The organism is Flavobacterium circumlabens (assembly GCF_004345565.1).
In the GTDB taxonomy this organism is placed as follows: domain Bacteria; phylum Bacteroidota; class Bacteroidia; order Flavobacteriales; family Flavobacteriaceae; genus Flavobacterium; species Flavobacterium circumlabens.
The window spans coordinates 343,555-359,721 of sequence record NZ_SLWA01000003.1; the positions used below are offsets into that span (position 1 = coordinate 343,555).

13 protein-coding genes are annotated in these 16,167 nt (G+C 34.9%); 10 read left to right on the forward strand and 3 right to left on the reverse strand.

Features of this window, described 5'->3' with window-relative positions:
* The first annotated feature begins 78 nt into the window (after positions 1 to 78).
* The 8 genes from EV142_RS09795 to EV142_RS09830 all read left to right on the forward strand — a co-directional run bounded on the left by EV142_RS09795 (position 79) and on the right by EV142_RS09830 (position 8,651).
* On the forward strand, positions 79 to 1,215 hold the full coding sequence (locus EV142_RS09795; RefSeq protein WP_132034959.1) for an NADH-dependent flavin oxidoreductase: 1,137 nt from the start codon (positions 79 to 81) through the stop codon (positions 1,213 to 1,215).
* A gap of 120 nt (positions 1,216 to 1,335) precedes the next feature.
* Positions 1,336 to 1,692 carry a nuclear transport factor 2 family protein gene (locus EV142_RS09800; RefSeq protein ID WP_158286313.1) on the forward strand — a complete coding sequence of 119 codons (357 nt, stop codon included), beginning with the start codon at positions 1,336 to 1,338 and terminating at the stop codon, positions 1,690 to 1,692.
* Between the two features lie 398 nt (positions 1,693 to 2,090).
* Complete coding sequence (locus EV142_RS09805; RefSeq protein WP_132034963.1) at positions 2,091 to 2,312, forward strand: hypothetical protein; 222 nt, start codon at positions 2,091 to 2,093, stop codon at positions 2,310 to 2,312.
* A 329-nt stretch (positions 2,313 to 2,641) separates the two neighbouring features.
* The gene (locus EV142_RS09810) at positions 2,642 to 3,082 is read left to right on the forward strand and encodes a hypothetical protein (protein WP_132034965.1); all 441 of its coding nucleotides are present in this window, start codon (positions 2,642 to 2,644) and stop codon (positions 3,080 to 3,082) included.
* 299 nt (positions 3,083 to 3,381) lie between these two features.
* The gene (locus EV142_RS09815; protein ID WP_132034967.1) at positions 3,382 to 4,041 is read left to right on the forward strand and encodes a BON domain-containing protein; all 660 of its coding nucleotides are present in this window, start codon (positions 3,382 to 3,384) and stop codon (positions 4,039 to 4,041) included.
* Between the two features lie 155 nt (positions 4,042 to 4,196).
* On the forward strand, positions 4,197 to 4,649 hold the full coding sequence (locus EV142_RS09820) for a response regulator (RefSeq protein ID WP_238698687.1): 453 nt from the start codon (positions 4,197 to 4,199) through the stop codon (positions 4,647 to 4,649).
* A 72-nt stretch (positions 4,650 to 4,721) separates the two neighbouring features.
* Positions 4,722 to 8,084, forward strand: a complete 3,363-nt coding sequence (locus tag EV142_RS09825; RefSeq protein ID WP_132034969.1) for a CheR family methyltransferase — start codon at positions 4,722 to 4,724, stop codon at positions 8,082 to 8,084.
* A 51-nt stretch (positions 8,085 to 8,135) separates the two neighbouring features.
* A complete protein-coding gene (locus EV142_RS09830; protein ID WP_132034971.1) occupies positions 8,136 to 8,651 on the forward strand; it encodes a hypothetical protein in 516 nt (171 codons plus the stop codon).
* 247 nt (positions 8,652 to 8,898) lie between these two features.
* On the opposite strand, the gene EV142_RS09835 is transcribed toward EV142_RS09830, so the two are convergent.
* Entirely contained in the window at positions 8,899 to 10,839 is a 1,941-nt protein-coding gene (locus EV142_RS09835) for an oleate hydratase (RefSeq protein ID WP_132034973.1), read from the reverse strand.
* Between the two features lie 174 nt (positions 10,840 to 11,013).
* On the opposite strand from EV142_RS09835, the gene EV142_RS09840 reads away from it, so the two are divergent.
* Both EV142_RS09840 and EV142_RS09845 read left to right on the forward strand, forming a co-directional pair.
* Positions 11,014 to 11,820 carry a DUF6920 family protein gene (locus EV142_RS09840; protein ID WP_132034975.1) on the forward strand — a complete coding sequence of 269 codons (807 nt, stop codon included), beginning with the start codon at positions 11,014 to 11,016 and terminating at the stop codon, positions 11,818 to 11,820.
* 30 nt (positions 11,821 to 11,850) lie between these two features.
* Positions 11,851 to 12,600 carry a YoaK family protein gene (locus tag EV142_RS09845; protein ID WP_132034978.1) on the forward strand — a complete coding sequence of 250 codons (750 nt, stop codon included), beginning with the start codon at positions 11,851 to 11,853 and terminating at the stop codon, positions 12,598 to 12,600.
* Here EV142_RS09845 and EV142_RS09850 read toward each other — a convergent pair.
* On the reverse strand, positions 12,597 to 13,637 hold the full coding sequence (locus EV142_RS09850) for an AI-2E family transporter (RefSeq protein WP_132034980.1): 1,041 nt from the start codon (positions 13,635 to 13,637) through the stop codon (positions 12,597 to 12,599). The genes EV142_RS09845 and EV142_RS09850 overlap by 4 nt on opposite strands.
* A complete protein-coding gene (locus EV142_RS09855) occupies positions 13,634 to 16,144 on the reverse strand; it encodes a cation-translocating P-type ATPase (RefSeq protein ID WP_132034982.1) in 2,511 nt (836 codons plus the stop codon). Before EV142_RS09855 ends, EV142_RS09850 begins: the two co-directional genes overlap by 4 nt.
* Positions 16,145 to 16,167 lie beyond the last annotated feature (23 nt).

Genomic DNA, 16,167 nt, shown 5'->3' on the forward strand with positions numbered 1-16,167 from the left:
CAATGTACCTTTGTTTTAGAAATAGAGCTTAACAATTCTGTCAGGCAGCACAGTAAATTATGCTCAAAAATTTAAGTAATGAATAAATATAATAAGTTGTTTGCTCCCATGTTATTTGGGAACGGAATTAGTTTGAAAAATAGAATTGTGATGTCGCCCATGACTACCTGGGCATCTAATGAAGACTTCACCATATCTGATGAAGAAGTTGAATATTACAAGAAACGAGTAAATGGGGTTGGTTTAGTCATCACAGGATGTACGCATGTTACGGCAAATGGTATTGGTTTCACCCACGAATTTGCAGGATATAACGATACTTTCCTTCCAAGTCTGAAGAAGTTGGCCAATGCTGCAAAAAGTGGTGGAGCACCGGCAATTTTGCAGCTGTTTCACGCAGGTAATAAAGCAATTCCCGGACTTATTCCAGATGGTAAAGTGGTAAGTGCAAGCGCTGTTGCAAGTGGACCTATAGTGCTTTTTGAAAATCAAAATTTCCCAAAAGAATTGAGTGAAAATGAAATTTTAGAAATTATCAAGGCATTTGGAGACACTACCAGAAGAGCAATTGAAGCAGGTTTTGACGGTGTAGAAATTCATGGGGCACACGGATTTTTGCTTCAAAATTTTATATCGCCTTTTTTCAATAATAGAAATGATCAATGGGGAGGTTCTCTGGAAAATCGTTTGCGACTTAGCCTGGAAATTGTAAGAGAAGTAAAAGATATCGTTTCAAAATATGCTGATCGTCCTTTTCTGATAGGGTACAGAATCTCTCCGGAGGAATTGCCACAACAGACTTATGGACTTCCGGATACATTCATTCTAATGGATAAACTGATGGAAGAAAAGATTGATTATTTACATTTCTCTCTGCTGGATGCTGTCAATCAAAATCCAGTTGATTCAGAATTTTCTAAAGAACCTATATCGGTTGTACTAAACAATTATGTGAACAGCAGAGTTCCCGTTCTGGTTGCCGGAGGTATTACAACACCGGCAATGGCTGATCAAGTTGTAAACTATGGTGTTTCTATGGTGGCAATTGGAAGAACTTTGATTGTTAATCCTGATTGGGTAGAATTAACTCAAAATGGAGAAGAAGATAAAATCACTTCAATTCTTAAACTGGCAACAGTACAAGAGAAAAAAATCCCATCAAAATTAATGACCATATTCGAAAAACTGGAAGGATGGGTACCGGTAGAAGCTTAATTCATAATCAAAATAAAGAGATATAAAATGAAAAGAAAAATTCCAGTAGTACTCGGAATAGTATCAGGTCTATTGTTGTCATGCAATAATCAAAATAAATCAATTAAAAACAATCAAGTTATGGAAGTTACAAAAGAAGAAAAAGAAGGTGTTATTCGTGCCATAGATTTTTATGTAGAAGGAGGCCGTAAAGCTGACGGTAAGATTACAGCAAAAGCTTTTGCTGATACAGCAACCATGTCATGGACTGAGAATGGCGTTTTGAAAAGTGTACCGATAAAGGTATTGTATGATGGCTTTGACAGCAGCGAACCGATGGAAGCCCATTATGAACTGACTTATTTAAATGTAGAAAAAAATGTTGCTATTGCCAGAATTGAATCTCAGTTTGGTACGAACAAGTTTGCCGATATGTTTACATTGGTAAAAGATGGAGAACAGTGGAAAATAGTGAGTAAAGTGTATCAGTCAAAATAAGTACAAAATTGAACTAATGAGGTATATTTTATTCAAAGAAAATTTGAGATGCCTTAACACCAACAGGAAGGGATGATTGAAAAGTCATCCCTTTTTTATGGGATGAAGAGTCTTTTTGGGGTTTGTTTTTTCAATGATGTTATTAAAAAGAATCTCCATTTTTTGAACTTTTAGTAATCATTATTTTCTTTAGATCATAAAACACACTAAAAAGATTCCGCATTAGAATTTAATTAAGTGCCTAAAAAACTAAAAGAGCTTTCTGTCAGACAGCTCTTTTAGTACTGGCTAAACGTCTACTTAGAACAAAATAATCAGTATAGGATAAAACTAGAGAATTATTCTACTCCAATAAATTTAAATTATAATTCTGGAAATCTTCGCATCAAAATTTATCGATGATAGATGGTAAAACAGCTCTACGTTTTGTTAAAAAAAATTATAATTTTCAGGCATTAAAACTTTTAAATAGCGAGAACAATGGAATTTTAAATGCAAAGCTGTTGCTAATGGTAGTTTTGGGAATTTTAATGATGATGGTACTAGCGATTGCTCATCACGAAATTTTTGAGGTTTCTCACATGGAAGCGCTTTATTATTATTTAACGTCGTACGTATAAATTTATAGCTCAATTATTGATTAGTTTTCCAGTTTTAGAGGTACAAATAAGCTGCAAAAAACATTGAATTTAAATCATTTATAAGACTACCTCTTAATCATAAATATGTTTTATGTCACATATTAAATGGATAAGAATCATTTTCTTGAGTTTCTTTTTATTCTACTTTTATTCCTGAAATAATTCCCTATACACCATTTTCAAAAGCCTTTTTTGCGATCATAATTCCAGCGTTTCGGAGCTCTAATTAATTTTAGCTGTAATAGAAATTTTTCAGCTGTAGCATTTTTGAAAAATTTAATCACAGGGAAAATTAAACAAATAAAAAGATGAAAACAAAGTTAAGTATACTGGTTGTTACGGCGATAGTTTTATATTCCTGCCAACAAAAGGATTGGACAGGTTCAAATGAAAATGGTATCGAGACAGATTCATCTGAAATCTCCGGTATCAGTGACAGGATGGTTAGAAAGTGGTTTTTAATGAACAGGGAATCAGACAGTATAATGGCTTCGGCACAACAGACTATTCAACAACAGAGAGGGGAAGTGGAATCTCATCCGCCAGATGAGCGCGAGTACATAAATACATGTATTAGTGAGGCTCAGCAGCATCTTGATCAATTGAAGAAAAAAGTAAAATATATTAGAGAGTTTGCCACTCATATTGAAAAATATGATCCGGCTTTACAGCATACAATTGACTCATTAAAAGAAGACTATGTTAAGGAGAAATTTAAGATGGATGATGCATTAAAACATTTAAGATAATATAAAATCCTTTAAACATGGTCTCTTAAATCTATTTATATTAACAAAACCTTATCCAGAACAGAGAAAGTGACTCTATTGATACTTAAGACAAACGCAGAAAGTCCAACAAGGGTTAGAGTTTGGATATAGCGTCATTTCTCTCTTTCCAAATTAAAATGTTTCTTATCACTTATCAGATTGACTATAGTCATTTTTTTTTATCTCTGCTTGTTACAATTTTGCCTATTGATTAAGAAACTTCTAAAGATTCGAAAGTTCATTTCAAAAACTAATACCTCAAAAAAAAAAAAAATAAAATGAAAAAAAGTAATGATGTTTTAAGTAAAGAAGTTATCGAAGGCCTTAAATGGGAACCTCTTCTAAATTCTAATAACATAGAAGTTAGTGTCCACGATGGTACAGTCACTCTTTCAGGAGCTGTTGATAATTATAATAATAAAAAGCAGGCTGAGCAGACCGTTAAGCACATTTCAGGGGTAAAGTCTGTAATAGATAATGTAGAAGTTAAACTTTCTGCTTCATCAATTAGAAATGATACAGATATTACCTCTTCTGTTATTAAGGCATTGAAGGAAAAATGGGCTATTCCTAATCACAGAGTAACAGTTACAGTGAAGGATGGATGGGTAACTTTAGGAGGAATACTTCATTGGAATTTCCAAAGGAAGGCGGCTGATAATGCTATACGATATCTGGATGGTGTAAGGGGAGTTATCGACGAGATAAAGATACAAGCTGAAATAAGAAATGAAATTGAGAAAGAGATTGTAGAAAAAGCTCTTACGCGCAGCTGGATTTTGGATATTAATAATATTAAAGTCAGGGTAGATGGCAAAACTATATTTCTCAGCGGTTTTGTCAGTTCTCTTTTTCAGAAGGAAGAGGCAGAAAGAATTGCTTGGGATACCACGGGAGTGTGGTACGTCGACAACGAACTTATAGTCGAATTTGATTGATATTAAATTTAATTAGATTTTTAAGGATTGATACACAATCCCTAATTTTTTTGTTGCCCAATGCATATAACTATTGGAGTTAAGTAACTGTTTAAAAATAATAAATTACTTCAGGTTTATTAAAGTGTACATTTGAAGTAAATGAGAGATAAATAATGAAAAATAAAGAGAATATAAGGATTATACTCGCTGATGACGATCAGGATGACAGGGATTTTTTTGCTGATGCAGCAGCGGATCTCCATCTTAAATTTCCCGTTGAATTTTGTAAAAATGGATTGGAACTCTTAAATCGACTTTTTGATAAGAACCTTATTATCCCGGATATTATATTTTTAGATCTCAATATGCCCATAATGTCTGGTTTTGAAACTCTTCAGCAAATTAGGGAACATGTATTATTTAAAGATATTCCTGTAATAGCTATTTATTCTACTTCGGCTGCTGAAGAAGGTATAAGAAGCACTTTTGGATTAGGAGCCAATGCCTATATCGTGAAACCAACTGATTTTAATGATTTGAAGAAATTACTTAAAAAAGTTATTGAAATGAATTGGAAAGAGGAGTTCAATCATTTTAAATTGGATTCTTTTATCATTACGGTTTAGGTTAAAAGTATTCTTAATTATATTCCTAAGTCTTTATAAAAACTCCTTACAACAAAATTAAAATTTAAAGTCATGCATAAAAAAAACATCCTGCCCAAGGCTACACGCCAAGACTTTCCTATTGTCGGTATTGGAGCTTCGGCAGGGGGGCTTGAAGTTTTTACAGAATTTATTGATGCTATCCCTGGTGATTCACAAATGGCCTATGTAATTGTGCAGCATTTACATCCATTGCATGACAGTATACTGACAGAATTGCTTTCCCGTGTGGCTAAAATACCTATTAATGAAATTACCGATGATATTCACCTGGCTCCTAATACTATATATGTTATTCCTGAGAACAAAATTCTGACCTCCTTTGATGGAGTGCTGAAGCTGAGCCCTCGCGTTAAGGACACAAAAAATAATACAATAGATATTTTTTTTACTTCACTGGCGGAAGTTCATCTTAACTTGGCCCGAGGTGTATTGCTTTCAGGAAATGGATCAGATGGAACAATTGGACTTGAAGCTATTAAAAAACATGGAGGTATTACCTTTGCCCAGAATAGCAGTGCTGCATATAATGAAATGCCACAAAATGCAATAAATGCGGGAGTTGCTGATTACATTTTATCACCCGCTGATATAGTGCTTAAATTAATTGAAATTTCAAACAAAAAATTTATTGAGGTAAACCTTAACGAGCTTAACGATGAGGCTGTATTTCAGGAAATTAATAAAATTCTGCACCATCAAAGCGGAGTAGATTTTGGATTTTACAAACAAACTACTATACGAAGACGTATTGCCAAAAGGATGATAGTAAACAAAACCGTTAACCTTAGGGATTATCTTAAAGTTTTACGCGGTGATAAATTGGCTGTTGAAGATTTGTTTAACGACTTGCTCATACCGGTTACCGAATTTTTCAGGGATATTAAAATTTTCCAGATAATGAACAATAAGGTTTTTCCTTTATTGGCTGGAAGGGTTACTGAAGGAAATGCAATCAGAATATGGATTGCTGGATGCTCTACTGGTGAGGAGGCTTATACTATAGCCATTGCTCTTCATGAATTTTTAGGGGATAACCTCCAGGGAAAGGAAATTCAGATTTTCGCTTCGGATATTTCAGAAGTAGCCATTACTAAAGCGAGAATAGGCTTTTATAGAAAATCTCAAATGAGAAATGTATCTGAAGCTATCCTTTCCAAATATTTTACATCCAATAACGCCGGTTATACCATTAAAAGGCAAATAAGGGATATATGCGTTTTTGCTGTTCATAATTTTCTTACAGATCCTCCATTTGCCAGAATGGATTTGATTACCTGCCGTAATGTATTTATATATATGGATACATATTTGCAAAAAAAATCATTAACTACATTCCATTATGCCTTAAAAGAAAACGGTTTTTTACTTTTAGGAAAATCAGAGACTGCCGTTCCTGCTCTGGAACTTTTTCAGCCATTTGATAAAGCAGGAAAAATATATACCCGAAAAGAGGTTTCGGGAAGATTATCTAATTCACGCTGGATAAGCAATGAAAAATTGAAAAGTTTTAAATCGGATGTTCCAAAGAAGGAAATTGAAAAAGAGGGTTTTATAAAAAGGGCAGAATCAATACTGCTTTCCGGTTATACACCAGCAAGTGTCATTGTAAATGAACACATGGATATTGTACATATCAATGGAGATATTGCAGAATTTATTAAATTTTCGCAGGGAAAACCCACATTTAATATTCTCAAAGTTGTTCGCCAAGGATTGGCTTTTGAGCTTCGAAATGCCCTTTACAAAGCAAAAGAAACAGGTCTGCCAATTAAAAAAGAAGAAATTCAGATCAAAAAGAAAGAAGTGGTAAGCGAAATTACAATTGAAATACAGCCGGTCCACGATCCTTTAGAGTCGTACTTCTTAATATTATTTTATAAGTCTGGCATTATCAAGCCAGCGGTATCTTCAAATGAATTTACGGCTGAAGAAATGCGTGACGATGTAAATTTAAAAAGGATTGCACAGCTTGAAAAGGAATTGGAAAAAATACACGATGATGTGAATGCGATCAGTGAAGAACAGGAGGCTTCCAATGAAGAACTGCAGAACGCCAATGAGGAATTATTAAGTGGAAGTGAGGAATTACAAAGTCTTAATGAAGAACTTGAAAGTTCTAAGGAAGAACTCCAGTCCAGCAATGAAGAATTGGTGCAGATTAATCAGGAACTATTAAATAAGCAACAGGAAATTAATACTTCTAAAAACTATACGGAAGCTATCGTTGCAACCCTTCGTGAACCTATTGTAGTTTTGGATAACAAGCTTATTATAAAAAACATTAACAGGGCTTTTTCTAAAAAATATAACATAACCAAAGAGGAAGCGGCAGGCAGGCCGATATATGAAATCCAGAATCATCTTTTCGATAATATTAAGATGCGGGATATGCTTGAAAAGGTACTTCAGGAAAAAACACAGCTTGATGATTATGAGATGTCGGTAAATCTTCTGCCTTATGGGGAAAGTATCATGCTGCTAAATGCCAGACAAGTCACTTATGAAACTAGTGAAAAACAATTAATTTTGCTGGCGATTGAAGATATTACCGAGCGCAGGAACATTGAAAAGAGATTACAGATATTATCGGACGTTTTAGAGCATAAAGTTCAGGAGCGTACCACCGACCTGGTCACAGCCAATAAAGAATTGGAACACTCGGTCAAAAATTTGCACACCGCGAATGATCAATTACAGGAATATGCATACGTTGCCAGTCATGACCTGCAGGAACCGCTTCGCAAAATATTGATGTTTATCAGCAGACTTTTAGGCATGGAGGAAAATATTTCCGGTTCAGCGCTTTTATTGCTTGAAAAAATCAGCCAATCAGCTATCAGAATGAATACGCTTATTAAAGATTTACTGGCCTATTCTTATCTTGGTAATCCTGACAGGCAATTTATTTCTACTGACTTAAATGCAATAATGGCAAATATTCTAATTGATTTTGAACTGCTGATACATGAGCGAAACATTAAAATTAAAGTGGGCAACTTACCGGTGATCAATGCAATTCCTCTGCAGATGAATCAGCTTTTTTATAATTTAATCAGCAATGCTATTAAATTTTATAAAAATGACAGATCAGTTTCTAAAATAGAAATAAGTTCCAAAAAACTTACTTTAAAACAAATTAAAAGTCATCCGGATTTAGATTCAGACTTGGAATATTTTGAGATTATAGTTAAAGATAATGGTATAGGTTTTAATCAGGAATATGATAATAAGATTTTCACTGTTTTTCAAAGGCTGCATAACAATGAAGTGTATAAAGGGACAGGCATTGGACTTTCGATAGGAAAAAAAATCGTCGAAAATCATAAGGGAATTATTTTTGTAAAAGCTCAAGAGAATATAGGGGCTGAATTTCATTTTATACTGCCAACTTAAAACTGACTGATACTTTTAAGTAAGTATTTTTAATACCTAAAATTTTTTATAATGGAAGAAGACCTTAGATATTTAGAATTTCTTACCCTGAATTCTAAAGAAATTATCGAAAAGCAAGTGGCTTCCAACCGTCAACAGCATTCATATGCCGCAACTATTATTGGTTTTACGGTATTATTTATTCCCTTTTTTTTAAATAGTCTAGAAGGCGGCAATCAAACTATTCAATTAATTACGATTCTTCCGATTGTATTATTTATATCTTCTATACTTTTAATGCTAAGTATTTTTAGAAATAAGCCACTCGACCAAGCCTTATCTGTTACAAAGTATGAAGCGTTAATAAATAAGTCCTATAAGGAGATTTTACACTATGAAATTGAAGCAAATAAAGTTTGTTATATCAAAAATAACAGAGCAACTCTAAAAGCAAACAAGAGGTATAATCAGGGAATTGGCTTAACAACAATTGCCATTTCTATAGCAATTATTCTTCTCTTAGTAAATTCATTTATTACGATAGAAAAAATCCCAACAAAGATTCAGGTAGTAAATACAACCAAATAAGGAAACTGACTCCCAAATTGTTATCAATCGCATTTTACGAACATTAAATTAATACTTTGTAAGCAATGTATTTTTAAATCTTGTTTTGATTGCCATGATTTGTAATGAAAAAAAAAGCTTAATAACCTGCAAAGTTATTAAGCTTTTTGAGTAGATATATGAAATGAAGTAAAGTCTGCACACTTGTTTAAAACTCACTTTGGTATACCCTTCAGAAGTGTAGGTCAAAAACTAATAATTTAAGTTATTAGTTTTTTACACCTGTTATCCAATCTTTGAATTTACCTACTTGTTCAGTTATAAAGGACTCATGTTCTTCTTCTCCCTCGGCATTTAAGGGCAGGATATGATCAAAATAAGTTCCTTTCAGCACTGTGCGTAATATTCCTTCGCCTAAAAAGGGCCTATTGTCATTGAGTGCTTTTACAGCTTTGAGCAATTGACGAATGTCGTATTGTAAAGGATTGATGTCAGGTACCTGCTTATTTAAATTTAATAACTTGTATACAGCAATTCTTGCAGTTCTCACAGAGCTTTCCATCGTAAAAACAACATCATTGTTTGTTTCTACAAATTGTCCTATCAGTCCCAGATTTATGCATCCTTCAGGTACAACCCTTGGGCGATCACCATTAGCTCTTGGCATAAACATCGAAGTGATATAAGGCATAAAAGCTGTACGGACAATGGTATTTCTGACAACATTGTCCAATTGATCTATGATTCCAATATGGTAACACAATTCGGCAAGAATCTCATCTCCGGTGCACTCAGGCATTGTTTTTTTTATATGATTTCCTTCTTTGTCCATAAATAATGCATAAACCCAAAGCACCAAAATATCATCTGGTTGTTCCGGGAAATGGGGCTGTCGGTTACAGGTAAAACTCATCATCCAATTAGAATCTGTAATGGTAACAATTCCGCCGGTTGCTGTTTTTCCCGAATAAGGATCATTTACACAGTATTCCTTAAGTTTTTCAACCAGTGCAGAAGGTTGGCAGGTTAAGGTCACTGATTCCCATGAAGATTTTTCGATGTTGCTGCAGAATTTTTCCGGTCTACCGAAAACATGTGATTTTGCAGCAAGATTTTTCCATAATTTCCATCCTCCGCTTTTTCCGCTAGTCTGGTTGTCGATCATTATAATTGGTGCATTTTTGTTATCACCATAGAAAGTATCTTCGGTCATTGATCCAGTAGTTACAATCACATAATCTTCTTTTCCAACAGGAATTTTTACTTCTTTCCCATCTTTATCCGTTATAATTTCCTGTACTAATTTTCCATCGGTATTGATGTGAATATCCAGATCGTTTACCAGTGTATTAAATTCAATGGTGACACCTTTCTCTTTTAAAAAATTACGCAAGGGTGTTATAAAAGTGTCATATTGGTTGTATTTCGGAAATACCAGGGACGAAAAATCATTCAATCCATCGATAGCATGGAGAAATCGATGCATGTAAAGTTTTAATTCAAGTAAACTATGCCAGTTCTCGAACGCAAACATAGTACGCCAAAGCGTCCAGAAGTTGCTGCTTAAGAAGGATTCACTGAAATAGTCCTCAATGGTTAGATCATCCAGGTCCTCTTTTTTCTTTAGTAAAAGCTTGATGATGGCCAGCTGGTCCTTTTTGTGAAGCCCAAATTTACTGAAGTCTTTTATTTCTCCTTTGTTATGGATAAGACGCGCTTTGGAGTAATTAGAGTCATTGTCATTGATTAAGCGGTATTCATCCAAAACGCTGTAGGGAGCGGGCATTTCAAAGGCTGGAATGTCCTGGAAAATATCCCACAGGTTCTCATAAGTCATATCCATTTCCCTGCCGCCTCTGATGATATAACCATCATTGGCATTACCGGCACCATCCAAAGATCCTCCATCGATATGCAGCTGCTCTAAAAAAATAATATTTTTAGCCGGAATCTGACCGTCACGAATAAAATAGTATGCTGCGGCCATACCAGCTATACCACTGCCTATGATGTATACCTTACTATTCTCATAGGATTTTAATGGAATTCCTATATTACGCTGGTAGTTTCCAATCTGGTCCGAAAATGGCATCGATTTTTCCGGTGTATTGCGTTGATGTTCTTTGCTGGAATCGGGTTCATGGTCTACTGTTCTAATTTCACCAGAGGCATTTAAAACTTTATCGAATTTTAAGGTAATTTCTTTCATTTGATTATCATTTAATAATCAAATAAAGTTAGAGTGATTGCCTGAGTATTAAAATGTCTTTTATCATGTTATGGATTGAGAGAAATCATTTTTTTTCCCATCTTCTTTTTCCAATTTTGTTTATTGATTACCATGCAAAAACTTTTGACTCCAACCTAAAAAAAATAGCAAATAATGGCACTTTTACTTATTATTATCGGAGTAGTACTGCTCGTAGTACTTGTGGGAAAAATAATGATTTCTTTAAAATTCAGGAATCAGGTCAAGATATTATATGCAAATACAATAAATGTCTCTGATAAAACCTATACTGCCGTGCAGTTAAATGGCTTGCCTGAACCTGTACAACGGTATTTTAAGTATGTACTGAAAGACGGAATGCCTTACATAAGCTTAGTTAGATTAAAACATAAAGGTGTATTTAAAACCAACCTAAAAGGCAGGTTCATCAATATTACAGGCGAGCAATATTTTTCGGTTCAAAAACCACAATTTGTATGGAAAGGCACAACTCTGCTTTTTACAGCGAGAGACAGTTTTATTGCCGACCAAGGCAATTTAAAAGTTTCACTATTCAATATTTTTACGGTAGTTGATGGCAAAGGCACAGAAATTAATGAAGGCGAAATGCAGCGATGGCTGGCCGAAAGCGTTTGGTTTCCAACAAATTTGCTTCCTTCAGAAAACATTACCTGGATCGCAATTGATGAAAATTCTGCAAAATTATCGTTTCGATATAAAGAAATTTCATTTGATTTTATCATAACATTTAATAGGATAGGGGAGATTGCTGCCATGGAAACATTGCGGTTCATGACAGATAAGAAAAGGGAACGCTGGCTTTGCAGAATGGCGAATTATAAAGAAATTAACGGAGTGAAAATCCCTGTTTCAGCTGAAGCGGTCTGGAAATTGAAAGCAGGCGATTACAGTTATGCAAAGTTTGAAATCATAGAAATACAATACAACCCTAATATTTGAAAAGGGTATTATAATTCAAAAATAGTAACAATGTTCAAACATCACGGAAACAAAAGGAACCTAAGACATAATCTTAAAATTGCCTCACTATTATCGTTTGTTGCCGGACTCGTAAATGTAGCAGGTTTTCTGGCTGTTCAAAAATTGACAACAAATGTAACAGGACATTTTGCCTTTTTCGTAGATGAAATTTTTAAACTTAATTTCAGACAGGGATTTATTTATTTCTTATATATTTTCTTTTTTTTCCTTGGGTCTTTTTTCTCCAGTCTGCTCGTAGAATTTCTCCTTAGAAGAAATGAAAAATACAGCTACGTCATTCCAACAGGTATTGAAAGTGCAATTTTGTTTGGTATTGCTGTATTTGGAGAAAATTTGATTATCCATAGCCCGGACGCTATAGCCTATACTTTATTGTTTGCTATGGGGCTGCAGAATTCACTGGTGACAAAAATCTCTAATGCCACTGTAAGAACAACGCATCTGACGGGTCTTTTTACGGATTTGGGAATTGAATTATCCCAATTGTTTTTTTATAGTGAGCCGCTTTTTAGAAAAAAGTTGTTTGTATCGATAAAATTACGAATGACCATTATCAGCTTTTTTTTTATAGGAGGAATTACAGGCGGAATTTTTTATTCCAATATGGGATTGCAAGTTTTGCTCATTGGGGTAGCAGCCCTGCTTTTAGGTCTTTTGTATGACAGGATCAGGTTTAACATTGTTTTATTGGAAAGAAAATATGTATATAAAATATATTCTAAAAACAGACAGTTTTAGGATCGAACATCAGTTTCAATAGTACCGATCAAAAAGGCGTATGGTTTTAATGAGGTTACATGATCACACACAATCTTTAGCAGTGCAGTTAAGGGTATTGCCAAAATAAGACCGGGTATTCCCCAGAGCAATTCTCCCAGCACCAATGCGATAATAGTAAAAAGGGGATTTATTTTTACTTGTGGGCCTATTATCAAAGGCTCAAAAAACCAGGTCTGTATAATTTGTATTATGGCATAGCTTATTATAATTCCAGCAAGCATTATGGGCGCGGCACCATTTATGGCAGCAAAAAGAAGGGTTAAAACCGTACCTGTAATATTGCCTATATAAGGAATGATTTCAAGAAGACCGCAAAGGATGGCAAAGAAAATAGCATTTTCAATTCCTATTATACTAAAGGCAATTCCATACATAATCCAGAGCAGAAAAATCATTTTGGAGAGACCTGTCAAATATTGATAAGAAATATGTGCTGCACTCTGCAGGATATTTTCCATTTCTGAGTGTTGTGCAGTTGGTGTAATTTTAAAAAGGAAATTCTTGATGTGATTTCGGTAAAGCAGTAAAAAAACAAAATAGGCCAGCACCAGAATAAAACTCGTGAAAAAATACGCAGCAGATCCTAAGACTGTCTGTAGTATATTAGAATAGGAAGGTTGTTCATTTTTTAGGATTACAAGCTGCTCATCTACTGAGATATTCAAATGATCAAAAATATATTTCTGTATGTTATTTCCGGATTCAATTGCCCTTTGCTTGATAAAGGCTAAATCCATTAAAAGCTCAGAAATTTTGAAGCCTAATACCGTTATCACCATAAAAATTAATGCAAGGAAAGTTAACAGACAAAATAAGCTAGCGATAATTCGGGATATTTTTTTACTTTCAATCCAATTGCAGAGAGGTAAAAACAACGCAGCCAGAATTCCTCCGATACTAAGGGGTATCAGAAGATCTTTGGCGAAATACAATGCTGTTAAAATTAAAAACAATAGAAATAGTTTTTTTATCATTTGGGTAAGGGAAATTCTCATGGTTTAAATTCTTTAAAATTTCGCTTCCATAGTTTTACTAATTCGTACCAGATTACAGATATAAAACCAATTCCGACTGCCATGCACAAAGGAAGAGCTTGCAGAGGTTCAAAAGTAAAGAATGCTGCAAACGGCTTTATATAAAGCAATAAACCAGTAATGAAAACGGTAATCCCTATAATAATCGGAACTAAATTATTTTTATAGCGCAGTGTTGTAAAAATGGAGTAGTAAAAAGAACGGTTCATTAAGGTTAAAAAGATATTGGCCGTTACCAGTACTATGAAAACCATTGTTCGGGTATGCTGTTCATTGTAACCTTGATAAATCGAGTATTGGTAGATAAATAAAGTTCCGATGGTAATTACGATTCCCTGAACAATACTGGTGGAGAGTTCCTTCCAGTTGAAAAATGTTGATGTGAAAGTTCTGGGCTTCTGCGCCATGGTATTTTTTTCCATGGGCTCATTCTCATAAACGATAGAGCAGGTAGGTCCCATAATTAGTTCCAGAAAAATAATATGGATGGGCGAGAATATATTAGGATATATCCAGCCCAATGCCAGGGGAATAAAAACAGTAAATATGATAGGAATATGGATTGAAATGATAAACTGAATTGATTTTTTAATATTGGCATAAATTTTTCTTCCCATCGCAATAGCATGCACCATTCTGGACAGATCATCATTTATTAGAATAAGAGATGCGGCCTGCTTGGCAATTTCCGTTCCCTTTTTTCCCATTGCGATTCCTATATGCGCTGCCTTTAATGCCGGGCCATCATTTACACCGTCGCCGGTCATGGCGACAATTTCCTTATTCGATTTCAGTGCATTTATGATTTTGAGTTTAGCCTCGGGAAACATTCGGGTAAATAAATTGGTATCCATGACCCTTTTTTTGAGCTCCTTCTTGGTAAGTTTCATCAATTCATCACCCGAAATACTTTTATCATATCCCCTGAAACCTATCTGCTGTGCGATGGATGAGGTCGTCTGGGCATTATCACCAGTGATGATTTTAACCTGTATGCCGGCATCATAAAAATGTTGTAAAACCAATCTGCTGTTCTTTTTTGGAGGATCATAAAAAGCGAGCAGGCCAACAAATTCAAATTTAAACTCCTGCTGGGTTTTAGGATAATTCTCTGAAGTAAAATGGGTTCCGCCTACGGCCAGTATGCGGTAACCTTCAACGGATAGTTCCTCTATTGCTTTTAAGATCATTTTTTTCTCCCCATTGCTTAGTACTGCGGTCTGCATCAGCGCTTCACTGCCTCCTTTGGCAGCAATGATTCTGGTACCTGATTTATTTTCAAAAATATGCGTCATCATAGGAGGTACTCCTGAGAGAGGATATTCATGTACCAATTTGAAATCAGCACGCTCGTCTTTTTCGATTACTTTTGTATAGACCTCATGCAGGGCTATTTCCATAGCATCAAACGCAATGGGTTCGCTTGCCCACATCGATAACGAGATTAACTTTTTTTCATCTTGGGATAGCGTCCCATCTATATCGGTGATTTTAGCCGATTTTAAAGAAAAAATCTTGGCCAGGCTCATCTTGTTTTCAGTAATGGTACCTGTTTTATCAATACAGATTACAGTAGCGCTCCCTAGTGTTTCGACTGTTTTCATTTGTTTGACAATAATTCCTTCTTTCATCATGCGCCAGGCGCCAATAGCCATGAATGTTGTAAAAGCAATGGGGATTTCTTCAGGCAGAATGCTCATTGCCAGTGTAAGGGCTTTAAGTAAGCTGTCAAATACATTAAAGGAATGGAAATAGTTGATACCCCATACAACCAAAAAAACCAGTACACCAACAATAGCCATTTTTTTTACAAAACTTCCAATTTGAAGCTCTAAAGGTGTTTTTTCCTCTTTTATTCCCTCCAGGCTTTTGCCTATTTTTCCAAGGCTGGTTTCACTTCCAATGGCGCTTACCGTTGCAATGGCTAATCCTGCTGCAACCGTGGTACCTTGATAAATAGTATTGTCTTTTGTTGCTTTATCTTTGCTGACAGCCATAGATTCCCCAGTGAGAATGGATTCATTTACAGAAAAATCATTGGAGTGACTAATGATTGCATCTGCGGAAACCAGAGCGCCTTCTTCGACCAGAAGACTATCGCCAATAACAATTTCTTCTGTTTTAATTTCGTGAACGCTTCCATTTCTGACTACTTTGCATTTAGGTTTGGTAAAATCTTTTAATTGCTCCAGTGCATTTCGGCTCCTTGCATTTTGATAAGAAGAAATAGCTGCAATCAAAACAATTGCAGATGCCAGAAAAATACCATCAGCAGTTTTGCCGCTAATGAAATAAATGATGGATGCTGTGAACAGTAAAATCATCATCGGTTCTTTTATCATGCGCAGCATCGCAGCGGTATAACGGTTCGTTTTTTTGTAAGAGGATACATTTTGCCCATGTTTCTTTCTTGCCGCAAGAACTTGTGCAGTGCTCAAACCATCGGTATGGAATTTATTTTCAGTCATTTTTGTTTTTTTGCTGTAATTTT